13 protein-coding genes are annotated in these 19,543 nt (G+C 54.3%); 12 read left to right on the top strand and 1 reads right to left on the bottom strand.

The genetic code is table 11. The features are described from left to right. Nucleotides 1-105: 105 nt before the first annotated feature. On the top strand, nt 106-2,532 hold the full coding sequence (locus HNV11_RS19885) for an ABC transporter permease (RefSeq protein WP_171741330.1): 2,427 nt from the start codon (nt 106-108) through the stop codon (nt 2,530-2,532). Nucleotides 2,533-2,606: 74 nt separating this feature from the next. Here the strand turns inward: HNV11_RS19885 and HNV11_RS19880 are convergent, their stop codons facing one another. Then, a complete protein-coding gene (locus tag HNV11_RS19880; protein WP_171741329.1) occupies nt 2,607-4,199 on the bottom strand; it encodes a hydrolase in 1,593 nt (530 codons plus the stop codon). A gap of 287 nt (nt 4,200-4,486) precedes the next feature. On the opposite strand from HNV11_RS19880, the gene HNV11_RS19875 reads away from it, so the two are divergent. From HNV11_RS19875 to HNV11_RS19825, 11 genes are all read left to right on the top strand, one after another. Next, complete coding sequence (locus HNV11_RS19875) at nt 4,487-6,874, top strand: ABC transporter permease (RefSeq protein WP_171741328.1); 2,388 nt, start codon at nt 4,487-4,489, stop codon at nt 6,872-6,874. 188 nt (nt 6,875-7,062) lie between these two features. Continuing rightward, complete coding sequence (locus tag HNV11_RS19870; protein ID WP_171741327.1) at nt 7,063-7,641, top strand: hypothetical protein; 579 nt, start codon at nt 7,063-7,065, stop codon at nt 7,639-7,641. A gap of 278 nt (nt 7,642-7,919) precedes the next feature. After that, nucleotides 7,920-8,465 carry an RNA polymerase sigma factor gene (locus HNV11_RS19865; protein ID WP_171742254.1) on the top strand — a complete coding sequence of 182 codons (546 nt, stop codon included), beginning with the start codon at nt 7,920-7,922 and terminating at the stop codon, nt 8,463-8,465. Beyond that, a complete protein-coding gene (locus HNV11_RS19860; RefSeq protein WP_171741326.1) occupies nt 8,440-9,276 on the top strand; it encodes a HEAT repeat domain-containing protein in 837 nt (278 codons plus the stop codon). The genes HNV11_RS19865 and HNV11_RS19860 overlap by 26 nt, the downstream gene beginning before the upstream one ends. Before the next feature lie 34 nt (nt 9,277-9,310). After that, nucleotides 9,311-10,162, top strand: a complete 852-nt coding sequence (locus tag HNV11_RS19855; RefSeq protein ID WP_171741325.1) for a DUF4097 family beta strand repeat-containing protein — start codon at nt 9,311-9,313, stop codon at nt 10,160-10,162. 5 nt (nt 10,163-10,167) lie between these two features. Further along, nucleotides 10,168-10,998 carry a DUF4097 family beta strand repeat-containing protein gene (locus HNV11_RS19850; protein ID WP_171741324.1) on the top strand — a complete coding sequence of 277 codons (831 nt, stop codon included), beginning with the start codon at nt 10,168-10,170 and terminating at the stop codon, nt 10,996-10,998. Between the two features lie 66 nt (nt 10,999-11,064). Further along, the gene (locus HNV11_RS19845) at nt 11,065-11,346 is read left to right on the top strand and encodes a hypothetical protein (RefSeq protein WP_171741323.1); all 282 of its coding nucleotides are present in this window, start codon (nt 11,065-11,067) and stop codon (nt 11,344-11,346) included. Nucleotides 11,347-11,461: 115 nt separating this feature from the next. Then, nucleotides 11,462-13,819, top strand: coding sequence for an ABC transporter permease (locus HNV11_RS19840; RefSeq protein WP_171741322.1), 2,358 nt, complete (start codon nt 11,462-11,464; stop codon nt 13,817-13,819). A gap of 201 nt (nt 13,820-14,020) precedes the next feature. Continuing rightward, nucleotides 14,021-14,647 (top strand): hypothetical protein, encoded by a 627-nt coding sequence (locus HNV11_RS19835; protein WP_171741321.1) that lies wholly within the window; start codon nt 14,021-14,023, stop codon nt 14,645-14,647. A 12-nt stretch (nt 14,648-14,659) separates the two neighbouring features. After that, the gene (locus tag HNV11_RS19830; protein WP_171741320.1) at nt 14,660-17,077 is read left to right on the top strand and encodes an ABC transporter permease; all 2,418 of its coding nucleotides are present in this window, start codon (nt 14,660-14,662) and stop codon (nt 17,075-17,077) included. A 13-nt stretch (nt 17,078-17,090) separates the two neighbouring features. Continuing rightward, the gene (locus HNV11_RS19825) at nt 17,091-19,523 is read left to right on the top strand and encodes an ABC transporter permease (RefSeq protein ID WP_171741319.1); all 2,433 of its coding nucleotides are present in this window, start codon (nt 17,091-17,093) and stop codon (nt 19,521-19,523) included. Nucleotides 19,524-19,543 lie beyond the last annotated feature (20 nt).

The raw sequence follows: 19,543 nt of genomic DNA, 5'->3' as shown, positions 1-19,543 counted from the left end.
GATTGTTCGTGGCGACGGCACATTTTCAGAGCGGTGATAACGTCCTGATGAATCTGTAAATCGTTGCGAACGGCATATACTTCTGAACAGATACCCTTGACAACCATGCTAAAGAGCTATTTTACGACGGCCCTGCGCGCCCTGAAGCGTAACGGCAGTTATACCGTCATCAATCTGGTTGGCCTGACGTTTGGTCTGGCGTGCTGTCTGATTCTGTTCCTGGCCATTCGGTATGAACTGAGCCACGACCGGCATCATGCTCATGCAGATCGCATTTATCGAATCATTACGCGCAACAGGCGCTCTGAAGGCGATGGTCGCAATTCGGGGATCCCCCTGCCGGCCCTGGCGGCTTTACGGTCCGATTTTCCGGAACTGAAACGCCAGTTAACCCTGGTCTATGATGCCAGACGGGTTGTGGTTCGGGTGGGCGGGCCGGGCGCGAATAAGTTCGAAGAGGAGGGAGGCATGGTAGCGTTTGCCGAACCCGAATATTTTCGCTTGTTCGATTACCAGTGGAAGAGCGGTAATCCGCAGACAGCATTGAATAACCCGAACACGGTGGTCTTATCGGAACGGATGGCGCACAAGTATTTTGGCGACGCCGAGCCGATGGGTAAAACAATCCGGGTGGATAACAAGATGGACTTCGTCGTGAGTGGTGTCGTGCAGGACCCGCCTGCAACGAGCAGCGTGCCGTTTGAAGTTCTGCTGTCATTTGCCTCACTGAAACAGTTTGGCGCCAATACCGACTGGAATGACTGGCAGTCTACGTACAGCGGTTGCCAGATTTATCTGATGCTGCCTCCCCAGATGGCCCCGGAGCAGACCGAACGGCAACTCGTCGCCTTTGCCAACAAATACCTGCGTCCGGAAGAGGCAAAAGATTTGAAATATGAGCTTCAGCCGCTCACAACGATTCATTTTGATAGCCGGACGGGCAACTTTGCCGGACGTACCATCAGCAAAGAGATTATCTGGGCCATGGGCCTCATTGGTCTGTTTATTCTCATCACGGCCTGCGTAAACTTCATTAACCTGGCCACCGCCCAGGCCATTCGGCGGGCCAAGGAGGTGGGCGTTCGGAAAGTGCTGGGCAGCACCCGCGTTCAGCTGGTGCGGCAATTTCTGGGCGAGACCGGGCTGCTGACCGGTTTATCCGTAGGACTGGCGTTGCTGGTTGCCTATCTGGCGCTGCCTTACGTTGCCGACCTGTTGAATATCAAACAGGCCTCCCTTCACCTGACCGACCCGGTTGTTATCAGTTTCCTGGTGGTCTTAGCAGTGATAACAACGGTTCTGGCTGGTTTCTACCCGGCCCTGGTGCTGTCTGGTTATCAGCCCGCGCTGGCCCTCAAGGGTAAGGTGCGCAGTTCGGGCGGTGGACAGCTGACGCTCCGCCGGGGTCTGATTGTGTTTCAGTTTGCCATTTCGCAGTTGCTGCTGATTGGTACCATCGTTGCCTATAGCCAGATGAAGTATTTCCGATCCGCCGATCTGGGCTATAACAAAGAAGCGGTGCTGACCATCCCCATACCCGACCATAAACCGGGTCAGCTGGAAACGCTCCGGGCCAGACTCATTAATCAGCCGAATGTGCAGTCGCTTAGTTACGGTATCTCGGTGCCGTCGGCCAATGGGAACTGGTGGACCGGATTCCGCTATGAAAATGCCGAGAAAGATTCCGATTACGGCGTAGTGATGCGTCCTGCCGATACGGCCTATGTGCGCACGTATGGATTGAAACTAATTGCGGGACGGATGTATCTGCCGGCCGATACCATGCGCGAGTTTGTGGTTAATGAGTCGTTTGTGAAGCGGCTCGGTATTCGGGACCCCCGGCAGATTATTGGTAAATCTATGGCCTTGAGTGGCAGACCCTCGGTGAAGAAACCCATTGTAGGCGTTGTCCGGGACTTTAATACGTTCTCTCTGCACCAGAAGACCGAACCCTGCGTGCTGACCTCGCACCGCGATGCTTATAATACACTGGGCATTAAGCTGTCCACCCGGCAGGGCGGCACCGAAGCGATCAGTCAGCTACTGGGCGAGGTGGAAAAAGCCTGGACGGCCACCTTCCCCGATTTTGTGTTCCGGTACGAATTCCTGGATCAGACGCTCGCCGATTTTTACCAGAGCGAAGAGCGGATGTACTCACTATTCCGGCTGCTGGCGGGCATTGCCATCTTCATCGGGTGTCTTGGCCTGTATGGCGTAGTCGCCTTCATGGTCGAGTCGCGTAAGAAAGAGGTTGGTATCCGGAAAGCCCTGGGCGCTTCGACAACGCATATCTTTGGGATTTTCTCGGCCGACTTTGTTAAGCTCGTGCTGATTGCGCTGGTGCTGGCCTCGCCCATCGCCTGGTATGTGATGAGCGAGTGGCTGGATGATTTTGTGTACCGGATTGACATCGAGTGGTGGATGTTTGCCCTGACGGGTGGGCTGGCCATTGGCATCGCCCTGCTGACGGTAAGTTTCCAGAGTATCAAAGCCGCGCTGATGAACCCGGTGAATTCTTTACGAACTGAATAACTAACTTTATATAGACCGGGCATGTTTAGTAAGCCAATTTCAGCTTACTAAACATGCCCGAATCATGTAATTGCTTACTGAATCCTGGCCAGCCACAGGGAAGCATTGATGTGCAGAGCCGGGTGCGAGGTATAGCCCGAGGGAGCGTCGCCCGACCACCCGTTAAACAGGTTATCGTTGGTATCGCCGGTGCCATCATCGCAGGGTGAGCTGTCGCCAATGAAGACAACCCGGCCACTGCCATACGTAGAGAGCAGGGCCATGACGCCGGTTGTTCCGCCCAGTGTGCTGCTCATGCGCCAGAACAGGCCCTGTACATTTGCATTGTTAGTTGGATAAAGCGTGGCGGTTGCGCCATTGTAAAAAGCAAGTTTGGACGCCGTACCGGCCATACCGCCGAGTACTTTCTGCGCATTGGTATTGGTGCCCGAATAAACTTTTGTCGTAGGCTTTTCGCTGATATCGACGTAATCGACCGTGAAACCAAACGGTTTGTTGTTATTGATGCCGTTGTTGGCCATCAGATCATTCCAGACCCGGGGCGAATCGGCGCCGTCGCCGTCACGATCTGAAGGGTTATACCCGTTCGGGTCGGTACCCGTCAGCAAAGGTGCCGTATGATCGGCCACCATCATCAGGCCCCCGCCATTAGCTACAAAATTCATAATTGCCGTTTTTTCCGAAGCCGAAAACAAACGATTGGGTTCGACCACCACGAAAACGGCGTAGTTGCTCAGGTCCTGGTCATTACTGGTGTTTCCATAGGTGATGATCGAACCGCCCGGCAGGGTTTCGACCAGGTTACCGCGTTTCACCAGGTCAATGGCCCAGGCCGAAATAGCGCCCTTCCAGTATGTTTCGGCGGTGCTGGCCGTAATACCCGTATACGAAGGGGTTGGAGTTCGCTGTGCTTTCGTCTCAACCGTTGTCCCGCCCGTATACGTTGGCACGCTTTCGGTTCCGTCGGCGTCAATCTGCCAGTCGGCGCTGCCTGCATTCTCCAGCTTGCTGGCATCGAACAGGAATTTTTTTCCAGTTGGGGGCGTTGTGCCGCCCGCATTATCATTGATAACAATATCGTCGATGTTAATGCGGTTAGCCGATCCCGAAACTTTACGGATCTCCAGCCGGACGCTACCCGATAAATTGAGCGTAAAGGTCTGGGTTTGCAGCGTCGAAGCCGTTGTAACATTGCTGCCGGTCTGGGTCCAGCTGCTACCGCCGTTGGTCGAGTACCACAGGCTCCACTGACTGGCGGCATCGCTGCCATACGTACCGTGCTTGATCGTAACGGTGCTGATGCCCGAAGTTACGTCGAACAGCATCGTAATTTTTCCCGTATTCCGAACCCGGGCCGACCAGCTACCGGCTTTCAGATCTGCGGTTGTGTTACCAATCAGAGCATCGTACAGGTTCCAGGATTTGGCCTGTAGAGTTACATTGTCGCCACTTGACGAGCCGGCTGGCGATACGTCATAAGCAGTCTTAGGGCTGCTGGTACCGACTTCAAACCCTTCGGACAGCGAGACCGACTGGATTCTTGCCGAACGCAGCCGGGCAGTCTGGCCGACAGGCTCAGTGCCCTCGAGGGAATGGCAGGCAACGGCCAGCGAGCCGGTTACCAGACAGGCAACATAAATCTTCTTTAGTTGAAAAAAAGTGCGCATGGCAATAAGCTGTTTTTGCCGATAGAAAGACAAACGGTTGCAAAGGTCAGGGTTTCTGTTACGAAATCCGTTTCTCAACACATTATCATTCTATTATGTTAGCGGCTGACTGGAGCGGACAAAGTTTCCTGTTTGTCCGTAACTGAACGGATTTTCGTCCATTTGCGGACAGGATGGCTTATTGAGGAGTTTATAATAACTTGATAGATAGTATCTTATCATTTATGGTATGACCTTTGAACCGATATTCGGGTAGATTGCTCAGCTTACCTAAACGCCAGACGCTCATGTTCCGGAATCATCTGAAAATCGCTATCCGAAATCTGTGGAAGAATCGGTTATTCAGCACCTTAAATATCGTTGGCATGGGCGTTGGTATGGCGGCCGCCGGTCTGATGAGTCTTTACGTTGCGCATGAGCTGAGTTACGACCGCTTCCACACTAATGCCGGTCGCGTCGTTCGGGTGGCGCAGCACGCGGCCTGGGCGGGTGGAAATTTCAACATGGCGCTGACCTCGGCCCCTTTTGCCGGTGCCCTCAAAACCGATTATCCGGAGATCGAAAAAGTCGTACGCATCCAGCCCGAAGGGGGGGGCGTGGTTACGTACAAGGATAAACAAATCGAAGTCTCTGACATCTTTTTTGCCGATAACACGGTGTTTGACGTCTTTACGTTCCCGTTCCTCTACGGTCACCCGGCTACGGCGCTGACCCGGCCACAGAGTATTGTGCTGACGGAGAGTCTGGCCGAAAAGCTGTTTGGCGATGCCGCTAAGGCCCTGGGGCAGCCAGTTGAGTTCAGTAATCACTTCGTGAATACCGTTACGGGGGTTATTGCCGATGTGCCGGCAAATTCACATGTGCAGTTCAGTGCGCTCCGTTCGCTCCCGGACAACTATACCAATGGCTGGCAAAATGCGGATCTTTATACGTATGCGTTGCTAACCAGGGGCAGCGATGCAAAAGCGCTGGAAGCCAAACTTTCGGGATTTTACCAGAAATATCTTAAAAACGAAATGGGCGAGCTGACCTACCAGATGGAGCTTCAGCCGCTTACGTCCATTCATCTTCATTCGCACCTGGATTATGAACTGAGCGCCAATGGCAACGTACAGACGGTCACGGTATTCGCCATCATAGCCGCGCTGATCCTGTTCATTGCCGGTATCAATTATGTAAATCTCTTCACCGCCCGATCCATTGCCCGAACCCGCGAAGTAGGTGTCCGGAAAGCCATCGGCTCCCGCCGGGGTCAGCTTATCGGCCAGTTTATGACCGAGTCGATTCTAATGGCTCTGCTGGCCTGTGCCGCCGGGGCTTTACTGGCGAACGCCTTCCTGCCCTGGTTCAATGAACTGGCCGATCGGTCGCTTGTCCTTACGCAGTATGGCCAGCTCACAACGTTGGTCATTACGGTTTCATTCGCAGTTCTGCTGGGTGTGGGCAGTGGACTGTATCCGGCGTTGCTGCTGTCGGGGTTCCGGCCCGTTACGGCGTTAAAAGGGCAGTTGGGCAATCGGTTCGGGAAGGTTCAGTTCCGGCAGTCGCTGGTCGTGTTTCAGTTTGTGGCCGCCGTGGTACTGATTGCCTGTTCGGCCCTGATTTACCGGCAGATGAATTATGTACTGCACAAAAACCTTGGTTTTAATAAGGAGCAGGTGCTGACCTTCCACCTTGAAAATGAAGAAGCGCGGAAGCAGGTACAGGCGCTGAAAGACGAGCTGAAGAAAAGTCCGTTTGTCGAACAGGTGTCGGCGGCTACCAATCCGATCGGCAACAATGACCTTGGCTCCCGAGGCATGTTTTTCGAGCAGAACGGCGTCATGCCGACGTATACACAGACCGTTCAGAAGTTCGCTGTGGACCCGGACTACCTGAATACGCTGGAAATAAAATTGAGCAAAGGCCGCAATTTCTCCGAGTCGTTTCCGGGCGATGCAACCGCGTCGGTGCTGGTAAACGAAGCGCTGGTGAAAAAAATGGGCTGGCGGGAGCCCATCGGCAAGCGGGTAGCCTATTCGGTTGGTAAAGACCAGACGGCGGAAGCGCGGGTTATTGGCGTCGTCAAGGATTTTCATACGTATTCACTTCAGCATACGATTGAGCCGCTGGTTTTACAGATGCCGGCCCCCCTCGACAAAGACAATCTGTACGTGCGCATCCGGGCGAGCAAAATGACCGAAGCACTCGCGGCCATCCGTCAGGTATACCGCCGGTTCGATCCGTCAGCCAGTCTGAATTTTCATTTTCTGGATCAGAATTTCTCCCAGCAATACAAGGCCGAACAAAAGCAGGGGCAGGTGCTGCTGTCCTTTACGATCCTTGCCGTGCTGATTGCCTGCCTGGGTTTGTTTGGGCTGGCTGCTTTTGCCGCCGAAGCCCGTACGAAGGAGATTGGCGTTCGGAAAGTGCTGGGCGCATCCGTAGGAAGCGTCGTTACGCTGCTTTCCAAAGATTTTCTCAAGCTGGTTGGCGTCGCTATTGGACTGGCTCTACCCCTTGCCTGGTATTTCAGCGGGCAGTGGCTGCAAAGTTTTGCCTATCATGTAGAGATGGAATGGTGGCTGTTTGTCGGGGCTGGCGGGCTGGCAGCGGCTATTGCGCTGCTGACGGTGAGCGTTCAAAGCCTGAAAGCCGCGCTGATGAATCCGGTAAAAAGTCTGCGAGCCGAATAGATTACGATATAATCACTTGTCCGGTGTCGTACGAATAATGTCCATTATCGGACATTTGTTTCGGGATTTTCTGTGTAATCTATTGATTTATAGTTACTTATTAAGCTGGCACGATCGTAGATGTGCCCAGAGAGATACACCGCCTTGTTAAACATACCGCTACGAAACTCCTCTTATCTTTTTGTTCTATGAAAGCGCTGGTTACCCTTTTACTGCTCCTGACTGGCTTTGGCGCAGTAGCCCAACGGTCGTCAAGGAAAGAAGTAACGACCGATGGTCGGCAACTCCGTATTCGCGTAGATATCGAACAGCCGGGCCGATCGGTACACTACAACCGCTCGTTCGACGTAGCAGACATGGAAGAAAGCGCTGTCAAGGCGCTGGAAAACCGGATCCTTGACTCACTGGACCAGTCGCTGACCGACAACCGCAGCGCGGTGTCGGTTGGAAAGAAGCGGGCCGTCTGGACGAAGCAGACGGACTGCGATGAGCAGGTTGCCTATAGTACAGTGAGCGAGAGCCGGAGCGAACAATTCGAAGCCCATGCGTCTTCGTCGCTTTCGCCGGGCGATGTAGCTCCGTCGTCGGTCATCCACCGCGAAGACAAAGAAAACGGGCGGCTCTGGATGCAGTACACCTTCCAGAAAGACGGCGAGGAGCTGGTCATTGAGCGAACCGCCAATGTAATCGGCAAAACCGAGCGGGAAAAACAGGCCATCATCCGGGAAACGGAACGAAGCTTCGGTATTAAAACGGCAAACCAGTAAGCCCAGTTATCGCATTAAAGACATCTATTCCTATTCCCTTACCTTTTTGCCGGTGTTAAACCACGCCAGCCTTGAGCGGTGTCAGAACCGTTCAACCTTCCTCAAGTGCCCAGAAGCCGCTCATTCGGGCGGCTTCTGCATTTATGGTTTATAGTAGCCAGTGGCCCCAAAACTTTTTTCATTTTTTTCTGTAACCTGCGCCATTGAGCCCGGTTTCCACTTCCAGATACGCTAAACCCACCTTACCCGGTTTGAACTCATTAACGGATAACGCACTCATGCTCCGGGTAAAGGCGGGGGATCTGGACAAGATGGGCTTGCTCTTTGAACGATACCATCGTCCTTTGTTCGGCTTCCTTTACCACATGACGGGGCAGCGGGACGTAAGCGAAGATCTGGTTCAGAACGTGTTTTTCCGGATGCTGAAGTATCGGCACACCTTTACGGGCGATGGCGAATTTCGGACCTGGATGTATCACCTGGCCCGAAACGTGCTGGCCGATCATGTGCAAAAGAACAAACGGTCTGCCCATAAGTACGACGTAGCCGATCTGGTCGAAACGATTGGCGGGGGCGCTGCCGCCGACGAGCCGATTCAGAAAGAGCAGGAACTGGCTGTGTTAAACAAAGCGCTGTCGAAGCTGAGCGACGACAATCGCGAAGTGTTGATTCTGAGCCGGTTTCAGGAATTGAAGTACGAGGAAATTGCCCGTATTCTGGCGACAACGGAAGGGGCCGTAAAGGTTCGGGTCCATCGGGCCATGAATGCGTTGAAAAGTCTTTACCTACGAATAGAAAATGGAAGCAAAGCCCATGAACTGTGATGAAGCCAACCTACTGTTGGCCGACTGGCTGAGCAACCAGATGCCGGAACAGGAGCGCGAATCCTTCGACGCTCACCTGGCGCAGTGTCCGGCCTGTCGGGAGGAACTGAGTACCGTTCGGCAGTTGTGGCAGCGGATGGGCAAACTCCCGGTGCCCGAGCCCAGCGATGTCCTGCGTATTCGGTTCCAGGCGATGCTCGATACGTATAAAGATACCGTAGCCACAGAACAGAAAAGCTGGGTAAATGGCCTGGTACGACAGCTTCGGCAACGCTGGACCGACCAGCCGGCCCTGCGTGTCGCCTATAGTCTGGCGCTGGTGCTGGTTGGCGTTGTTGCGGGGTACTGGTTCCACCAGCACAGCGGACCCACTGTGGCCTATCAGCAGCAGATTGACACGCTCTCGACGCAGGTTCAGGAAATGCGGCAGATGATGCTGCTCTCGCTCATTGACGATCCATCAGCCACGGAACGGCTTCGGGCGGTGAGTTATACGAATGAAATCAGGCAGGCCGATGACAAAGTTGTCGCGGCTTTACTGACGACGCTCAACAACGATTCGAATGTAAATGTGCGGCTGGTGACGCTGGAAGCCCTGGCCAAGCTGGCTGATGATCCCAAAGTACGGGAAGGGCTGGTCCAGTCCATTGCCCGGCAGGACTCCCCGTTGGTTCAGTCGGCCCTGGCTGACGTAATGGTGAAATTGCAGGAGAAACGGTCTATCAAACCCTTCCGGCAGCTACTCCGGGACGATAACCTGAACGGTCTCGTCAAAAACAAAATCGAGCAGAGCATTCGGGAACTGTCCTGAGCCAGGTTGTAAATAAGCTAAACCAAATCACATCATGAACCGATTTATCATTCCCTGTCTGGCGGGGTTAGCGCTCGCTTGTGCCCAATTGCCAGCCAAAGCGCAGGAATCCCGGGAGCATATTAACCGGGAGTTTACGCCCGCAAAAGGCGGCAAAAGCACGCTGGTTATTTACAATATCAACGGGTTCATTAAGGTAGAAGGCTATTCGGGCGACAAGGTCGTGCTGGATGTAGATAAAGCTATCACGGCCAAAGACAAGCAGGCGCTGGAAACGGGTAAGCAGGAATTCAAACTCCAGTTTGAGCAGAAAGGCGACAGTATTATCGCTTACATCGCCGAGCCGTTCGACTCGCGTCCGAACCGGAACGAAAACCACCGCCGGATTGAGTATGATTTCAACCTGGACTTCACCGTTAAAGTCCCGAACCAGACAAATCTGGCCATTTCGACGGTGAACCATGGCGACGTTACGGTTAAAGACGTAGCGGGTGCCTTGCGGGTACGTAACGTGAACGGCGCCATTACGCTGACAAACGCCCGGGGTGCCACGGACGTCCACACGATCAACGGCGATGTGGACGTGAACTACCTCGCCAGCCCGCCCGATCAATCGACATACTACACACTCAACGGCGCTATCCGGGTGACGTACCCGGCTAACCTGTCCGCCGATCTGTACTTCAAGAGTTTTCAGGGACAGTTCTATACCGACTTTCCCAATGTAGAGGTTCTGCCCGTACAGGTTGTCAAAAATCAGGAGCGAAGGGGCGACAGGACCGTTTATAAACTCAATACAAACACGTCTATTCGAATTGGCAATGGAGGAAAAACCCTCCGGTTCGAGACATTCAACGGAAATATTTACATTAAAAAACAAGCCTGACCACGATGATTACCCATAAGCTATTAACCGCCGGTTGCCTGCTGCTGGCCATGAGCTGGATTACGCCACTGGCCGCTCAAAATGACACGAAAGAACAGCTGGTTGTGCCGCTGAGTAAACCCAATGATCCCGGTTTCATGGAAGTCCATCTGGTCAACGGTTCCATTCGCGTGGTTGGCTATTCGGGCAAAGACGTAGTGATTGACGCCGTATCGCGCCAAAGCAAGAAGGAAGACCGAACCGAAGCCAGTGCCAACGGCATGCGCCGGATTTCGACCGGGAGCGGCATGGACATCAAAGCCGAAGAACGCGACAATCGGATTAAGGTAAATTCCGATTCCTGGAAACGCCCCGTCGATCTGACCATCAAGGTGCCGCAGCGGTTTACGCTCAAGCTGGGTACGGTTAACCAGGGAGATATTGTGGTTGATAATGTGAATGGCAAACTGGAGGTGAGCAACGTCAACGGGACCATTACCCTCACCAACGTATCGGGTTCGGCTGTTGCCAACACCGTCAACGGAAACCTGATCGCTACGTTCAAAAGCATTAATACCGGTGAGCCCATGGCGTTTTCGACGCTGAATGGCAATGTTGACGTAACGTATCCATCCAACCTAAAGGCATCCGTAAAGCTGAAATCGGATCAGGGCGATATCTACAGTGATTTCGAGATTGATGTGGATAAAAACCAGCCCAAAACGAGTCGTTCCGGCCAGTCGGGTATGTACCGGGTAACGGTAGAGGATTGGGTGTGTGGCAAAATCAACGGTGGTGGCCCGGAGATCATGATGAAAAACATGCACGGCAACATCTTCGTCCGGAAAGCTAAATAAGGGCCTTTTATGACCTGTTGATCCAACGTAAGCGGCTTTTCCGCTGAACTTCCTGACCCAACTACCATGCGATGCAATCATGTCAACATCTGGCACATCTTGTCGCCGGACAGGCTTTCCGCTGTCCTGATATGGCTTGGAGCAGGCCTGGCCGCTGGCCTGCTCCTGCATTCGTGGTGGCAGTCCGAACAGAGCTATGCGCAGTTCCGGCTCCGCGTTGACCCGCCGAGACCGTATGCCAGCGAAGCCCCGTGCAGGGAGCATCCGTACTACCACGATGCGCTTCATCGCCTTAGCCCGGCGAAGTCCCGTTTTTATCCGGCCAGGACGGTTCGGTGTGCTGTGTAGAGTGAGTTGAGCCACGTTTTTGGGCTCGTTTCCAAACGGAGCTGGTCGTCAAGCAACGTAAACGAAAAATCCTTCGTCTTTAGGCTCGATAACCCGGTAACCCTCCCGTTTCATTATGCTGCGCAACTATCTGAAGATTGCCTGGAGAAATATTGCCAAGAGCAAAACCTTTTCCTTCATCAATGTACTCGGCCTGGCCCTGGGCATGACGTGCAGCCTGCTGATTCTGTTGTGGGTGCAGGACGAGCGGAACATCGATCGCTTTCACGCCAACGGCGCGCGCATGTATCAGGTGTTTGAAAACCAGCAGTGGACCGGCAACGAGCTAAGTACAACCTCTGCCACGCCCGGTCCAATGGCTGCCGCGCTGACCGCCGAAGTGCCGGAGATAGACAAAGCCGTTCACCTCACCTGGGAAGAGGAGCACCTGCTGGCCGTAGGTGAGAAGGCTTATAAAGAAAAAGGACGATTCACCAGCCCGGACCTGTTTCAGATTTTTTCGTTTCCGCTGGCTTATGGTCAGCCGAAAACGGCCATCACCGGTCCTACGTCAATTGTCATCTCCGAAAAAGTAGCTCGCAAGCTCTTCGGCCGAACAGACGTCATGGGTCGGCTGATTCGGGTGGATGACAAAGAAAACCGGCAGATAACGGGCGTCGTGCGCGATATTCCCGAAACCTCATCGCTGAAGTTTGATTTTCTCCTGCCGGTAGGGCCTTTTATCAAAAAGAACGAATGGCTGAAGAGCTGGGAAAACAACGGCATCCGGACCTTCGCCATGCTGCACCCGAACGCCGACGTAAACCGCGTCAACGCCAGAATTCTGAATATGGTCCATCAGCACGATAAGAAGGTGACGACCATCACCACCTTCCTGTTTCCGTATGAGGACGTGTATCTCTACTCCAAGTTTACCAACGGTAAGCCCGATGGCGGACGGATTGAGTACGTACGGCTATTTACGATCGTTGCTATTTTCATACTCATTATTGCCTGCATCAATTTCATGAATCTGGCTACGGCCCGATCGGCCAAGCGGGCTAAGGAGGTCGGCATCCGGAAAGTCGTTGGTGCTGAGCGGTCGTTCCTGATCGGGCAGTTTATGGGCGAAGCGGTGCTGACGGCCGGCATGTCGCTGCTGTTCGCGGTTGTGCTGGTTCAGCTTTTGCTACCGGTTTTTAACCGGCTGACCGAGAAACAGATTGCCATTCAGTACAGCAACCCGGTTTACTGGCTGACCTTGCTGGGCCTGGCGCTGATTACGGGGATTCTGTCGGGCAGTTACCCGGCTTTATTTCTGTCGTCGCTCCAGCCGGTAACGGTGCTGAAAGGAACGCTGCGGTTCAGGTCCGGAGCAGTGCTGTTCCGGCAGGGTCTGGTGGTGTTTCAGTTCGCCCTGTCGCTGCTGCTTATCATCGGAACCCTGATTGCTGGGCGACAGGTTGACTATATCCGCACCAAGAACCTGGGCCTCGACCGGGAGAATGTGGTGTATGTGCCGCTGGAAGGCGACCTGACCAAACACTTCGACGTGTTCCGGCAGGAACTGCTGCAATCGCCGGGCATTCAGGCTGTGTCGTCGTCTAACTCCGATCCGCTGGCCATTGGCAGTTCCACGATTGGCGTTGAATGGACGGGAAAAGATCCGGCCGATAAGACGCTGTTTACCCAGATGGCGGTTAGCTACGACTTCATTAATACGATGAAAGTCAAACTGCTGGATGGCCGCGACTTTTCGAAGGAGTTTGTGACCGACAGTACCAATTACCTCGTCAACGAAGAAGCTGCCCGGCGGATGGGCATGAAACAGCCTGTTGGCCAGCCGCTGAAGTTCTGGGGAAAATCGGGTAAAATCATCGGTCTGATGAAGAATTTCCACCTGAACTCATTACGCGTGGCGATCGAGCCACTGATACTGCGGCTGGATACGACCAATAATAACACGATGCTGGTGCGGGCACAGCCCGGTCAGACCGAGCAGGCGCTGGCAAGTATGCAGCGGCTGGCGAAGCAGTACAATCCGGCCTATCCGTTCGACTACCAGTTTGCCGACGACAGTTTTGAAAAGCAGTATCAGAGCGAAACCCTGGTTGGGCGATTGACCAATTATTTCGCGGTTCTGGCCATCTTCATCGCCTGTCTGGGTCTGTTCGGGCTGGCGATGTTTACCGCTGAGCAGCGGACCAAGGAGATTGGCGTGCGGAAAGTGCTGGGCGCATCGATAACGAGCATTGTCAGCCTGCTCAGCAGGGACTTTCTCCGCCTGGTGCTGATTGCCATCCTGATTGCTACTCCGATTGCCTGGTACACCATGAGCCGCTGGCTCCAGGACTTTGTGTACCGCATCGATATTGAATGGTGGATGTTCGCCCTGGCGGGCTTTTTATCTATTGCCATTGCTTTACTGACGGTGAGTTTTCAAAGCATAAAAGCCGCCCTGATGGACCCCGTGAAGAGCCTGCGTACGGAATAATTCAAGCGAAGTACAAATCAGGCTGTTTGTTGCTCTACCGGAAACGGATGGGCGTTTTGAGGGCCGTTCACAATCGGACGTACTCTTGTCCACTTTCGGACAGTAAAGCCGGACAAACAGCCGTCTCCTTGCTGGAAACGGCTGTTTACGTTCGTGGCACGGCAGTTGAGTTATTCTCTGGTACCCTGACCGATTCTTCCCATGAAACCTTTTCTCAGCCTTTTCTTCTTCCTGGTTGGCTTTGCTGCCCTGGCGCAGAAGTCGACTCACTCCTCGCTAAATACGTCGATTAACGAAGACGGCAAAACAATGTCGATTCGGGCCGAGGGTCAGCGCAACGGTCGGGTGATCAACTATGACCGCACGTTCGACGTAACCCGGCTCAGCAATGCGGAACGGGATGCACTTAAGAAGCGCGTACTAGATTCGCTGGGCATCGGCGATGCGCCCGACTGGGCCGAAAGCCGCATTTCGATTGGTCCGGAGGATGATCGGCGTTCGTCTGGTGCGCTGGGCGGAACGATGGTAACGCCCGAACCACCCACTCCGCCCTCGTTCGTCGATCCGAGCGTGCCTGATGGACAGGAACTGGTTACGTTCCAGTGTGCGACCTGCGCGGGTAGAATCAGGCTGACGCTGACGAGTGCGTCGGCGAGTTATTCGTTTGTCTGGGATACCAGGCGGGATAAGGACAAACGCTTTTTCCCGTATCAGCTGGCCCTGCCATTCGGCAATTATCAACTGAAGTATTACCAGAATGGCGTGCTGCAGATTCAGTCCGGTTTTACCGTCAAATCAGGTAACGAAAATCAGGTAGTCATTAAATAAACTGAATTGGTCATGCTGCGGAACTACTTCAAAATTGCCTGGCGGAACGTTGTCCGCAATAAAACGTTTTCGGCCATCAACATCCTGGGGCTGGCGCTTGGCATTGCGGCCTGTGTGCTCATTCTGCAATACGTATCGTTTGAGCTGAGCTATGATGACTTTCACGAGAAAGGCGACCGGATCTACCGGGTCCGGCAGGATCGCTACAATGAGGGCAAGCTAAGCACCCAATGGGCGGCCGGAGCCCATGCCGCCGGTAGCTCGTTCAAGGCTGCGTTTGGCGAGGTCGAAGATTACGTTAAAGTCATCACCCGGTCGCCGGTGGTGGTGGACTACGGCGAAAAAAGCCTGAAAGTCGAAAAGGTGTATGTAGCCAGCGAGTCTTTCTTCCGCATCTTCTCCTACCCGATGGTAGCGGGCAATCCGGCCACGGCGCTATCGGAGCCGAATACGGTCGCCCTGTCCGAATCCATTGCCCGCAAGCTGTTTGGCAGCGAAAATCCGATTGGTAAAACCATTCAACAGAACCGAAAAAAGGCGGTTAAGGTAACGGGTGTTTTCAAAGATTTTCCGGCCAACTCGCATCTGAAGGCCGATTACGTCATTCCGTATCTTACGTTTAAAAACGATGTCGGCCCGGATAATAACCCCGATAATGCCTGGCAGTGGGATGGGGCCATGTCTTACTTACTGCTGCGGCCCGGTACCGACCCGAAAGCCCTCGAAGCCAAGTTCCCGGCCCTGGTCGATAAGCTGGCGGGTGAGGAACACCGTAAATACCGGTCGGCGGCCATTTACCTGCTTCAGCCGCTCAAAGATATTCATCTGTACTCGCACCTGATGATGGAAGCCGAGCCCAACGGCGACGGCAATACGGTGTATCTGCTGCTGAGTATTGCCTTTTTCATCGTTGTCATTGCCTGGGTTAATTATATCAATCTGGCCACGGCGCGGGCTATCAACCGGGCTAAAGAAGTGGGCGTCCGGAAAGCCGTTGGGTCGCTGCGGACGCAGCTCATCAGCCAGTTCATGACCGAGTCGGTGCTGCTCAATGGCCTGGCGGTGGGCCTGGCGCTGGTAGCCGTTGCCGTGGGTCTGCCAACCTTCAATGAGCTATCGGGGCAGCAGTTAACGCTTTCGTTATTCCTGAACAAGACCTTCTGGCTGGCGCTGGTGGCCTTGTTTGGCGTGGGCGCGTTTCTGTCAGGCTTGTACCCGGCTTTTGTGCTGTCGTCGTTCCGGCCGGTAGCGGTGCTGAAAGGCAAGGTTAGTGCGTCAAGACAGGGCACGGCACTGCGAAAAGGGCTGGTCGTGTTTCAGTTTGCAGCCTCCCTGTTTCTGCTGGTTGGTACGCTGGCCGTATTCCGGCAGATTCAGTTTATGCGGCAGCAGAGCCTGGGTATTGACATTGATCAGATACTGGTTGTTAATCCGCCCATTGTCCGGAATGACTCGACCTATATGCGGCAACTGGCGGCTTTCAAGGACGAATTGCTGCGGCAGCCCGGCATTCGCCAGATCGCGGCTTCCTCGGTCGTGCCGGGACAGGCATCGGACTGGAACGCGGGTGGTATCCGACTGAAGGGGATGGACGAAAGTAAGGGAAAGCAATACCGCGTTATTGGCGTCGATTATGACTTTCTGAAAACCTTTGACCTCAAATTACTGGCCGGGCGAAACTTCGCCAAAAGCTTCGGCAGCGATCCCAAGGCCGTTATCTTCAACAAAATGGCCGTTCAGCAACTGGGCTTCGATCAACCGGCGCAGGCTATTGGCAAGCAGATTGATTTCTGGGGCGAAACCTTCACCATCGTTGGCGTAACCGACAATTTCCACCAGCAATCGCTGCGGGACGCCTACGAGCCGCTTATTCTCCGACTGATGCCGGACGTACGCGGTTTCTTTTCGGTCAAGCTGGCGGCTGGCCAGTACACCCGTACCATTGCGTCCATCCGCGACGAGTGGAACCAGTTTTTCCCCGGTAATCCGTTTGAGTACGCGTTCCTGGACGAACGGTTCAATGAGCAGTACCGCGCCGATCAGCGGTTTGGACAGGTGTTTGGCCTGTTTACGGCGATGGCGATTCTCGTGGCCTGTCTGGGGCTATTTGGACTGGCCACGTTCACGACGGCCCAACGGACCAAGGAGATTGGCGTCCGGAAAGTTTTGGGCGCATCGGTCGCAGAAATTGTGCAGATGCTCTACCGTGAGTTTGCCCTGCTGGTTTTGATTGCGTTCGTTGTGGCAACGCCTTTGGCCTGGTACGCCGTTCACCAATGGCTCCAGAGCTATGCCTTCCGCGCAGACCTGCACTGGGCGCTGTTTGTCGTGCCGTTTGTGCTGGTGTTATTCATTGCCCTTCTGACCGTGAGCTTTCAGAGTATGAAAGCGGCCCTGATGAACCCGGTCAACAGTTTGCGGACCGAATAAACCTTTACAGCTCATGGTACGGAATTACATTAAAATTGCCTGGCGGAATCTGGTTCGTAACCGCGCCTTTTCGGCGATCAATATTGCCGGGTTAGCACTTGGTCTGGCTACGTGTCTGCTGATTAGCCTCTATGTGCTCGACGAACTAAGCTACGACCGCTTTAACGAGAAGGCCGACCGGATCGTGCGGGTCGTGTTTCGGGGCGCTACGGAAGGCGGAAAGATCAACGAAGCGCACGTAATGCCGCCCACGGCGCAGACACTGCTGGCCGACTACCCGGAAGTGCAGACCGCTACCCGCCTGCGGCCCGGCGGTTTGCCCCTCGTTACGATCGGGGAGAATCGGTTCAACGAAGAGAAGATGGCGTATGCCGACTCGACGCTGTTTCAGGTATTTACGCTTCCACTGCTCCGGGGCGACCCGAAAACCGCGCTGGCTCAGCCCAATACCATCGTCCTGACGCAGACGATCGCCCGGAAGTATTTCGGCGATGCCGACCCGATGGGTAAACTGCTGAACCTGAAAGGTTGGAATACGGCCTGTAAAGTTACCGGCGTACTGGCCGACATACCGGCTAATTCACATTTTCACTACGACCTCTTTGTGTCGATGGCCAGTCTGCCCGATGCCAGCGCACCTTCCTGGATGACCTCCGAATACTTTACGTATCTGGTGCTGCCGGAAGGATATGACTATAAGCAATTGGAAGCCAAACTGCCGCAGGTTGTCGAAAAGTATATGGCTCCCCAACTGCAGAAAGCCTTCGGTATGAGCCTGGCCCAATTTCGCCAGAAGGGTAACCACCTTGGTCTGTTTCTGCAACCACTGACGGACATTCACCTGCGTTCAGATTTTGCGTTTGATCTGGGAACACCGGGCGATATTCGTTACGTCTATCTTTTCGGGGCGGTCGCCTTGTTTATGCTGCTGATTGCCTGTATCAACTTCATGAACCTGTCAACGGCCGGAGCCTCGAAGCGGGCCCGGGAGGTCGGCATCCGGAAGGTGCTGGGGTCAGAGCGTCTGGCGTTGACCAGCCAGTTCCTGATTGAATCAACGCTGCTGACGGCTATAGCGCTTCTGCTGGCCGTCGGGCTGGTTTATCTGGCCCTGCCCCTGTTCAACGACCTCGCCGGAAAGAATCTGACCTTGAATTTTGGGGCTCAGCCCTGGCTGTTGCCAGTTCTGTTGCTGTTTGGCTTGCTGGTCGGGCTTCTGGCGGGGAGTTATCCGGCTTTTGTGCTGTCGTCGTTCCGGCCGGTCTCTGTCCTGAAAGGTAAGTTTACCTGGAGCAGCAACTCCGGTCGGTCGGGTATCAGCTTACGCAGCGGTCTGGTGGTGTTTCAGTTTTTTATCTCCATTACGCTGATGGTCGGGGCGGCAGTCGTTTACCAGCAGCTCAGCTACATCCAGAACAAGAAATTAGGGTACGACAAAGAACAGGTCCTGATCCTGCCTGAAACAGGGGCCCTGGGTCAGAAAGAAGCGGTATTCAAGGAACTGTTACGGCAAGATCGCCGGGCGGTGAGCGTAAGTATGTCCGGCTATCTGCCAGCCGGCCCCTCGCAGAATAACAACTTCTTTGTTTATCCCGAAGCCAACACCAGCCAGATCGTTAAAACACTCCGCTACGATGTGGATTACGACTACATTCCAACCCTGGGCATCCGGATGGCCGCCGGCCGCAATTTCTCCGAAGCCTACGGCACCGATTCAACGGGGGTAATTATCAATGAGACGGCGGCAAAGACATTTGGCTGGAAGGGCGGTGCCCTTAACCACATACTGACGAACGTCGATAATGAAGGACGCGGCAAAACTTACCGCGTCATTGGCGTAGTCCGGGACTTTCACTTTAAATCCCTGCACGAGCGAATTACCCCGCTTGTGATGGTCCTGAGCCGATCGTCGGGTACGCTGATCGCTAAAGTTAGAACCAGGGACATCGCTGACTTACTAGCCACCCTGAAACAGCAATGGTCTGAGCTTGGGGTTGAACGGCCCTTCGTTTATTCGTTCCTCGACGACCGGTTCCGGGAAACGTACCTGTCGGAGCAGAAAATCGGGCGTGTCCTGGGCATTTTCGCCGGACTAACCATTTTCGTGGCCTGTCTGGGACTGTTTGGTCTGGCGACGTTCACGGCCGAACAGCGCACCAAGGAGATTGGCGTCCGGAAGGTGCTGGGCGCCAGCGTAACCAGCATCGTGGCCCTGCTCTCCACCGATTTTCTGAAGCTGGTGCTGATCGCCATTCTGATTGCTTCGCCCATTGCCTGGTACGCTATGAATTGGTGGCTACAGGACTTCGCCTATCGTATCGCCATTCCGTGGTGGGTATTCGTCACGGCCGGGGCACTGGCAGTCGGCATCGCCCTGCTGACGGTGAGTTTCCAGAGCATAAAAGCAGCTCTGACGAACCCCGTGAAATCGCTGCGAACGGAATAGTCCAGGATTCAGCCCTGGCA

Origin of the sequence: Spirosoma taeanense (assembly GCF_013127955.1) — a bacterium.
Classification (GTDB): Bacteria; Bacteroidota; Bacteroidia; order Cytophagales; family Spirosomataceae; genus Spirosoma; species Spirosoma taeanense.
The sequence above is the reverse complement of the archived record's forward strand: the minus strand, read 5'-3'. Positions and strand labels throughout refer to the sequence as shown.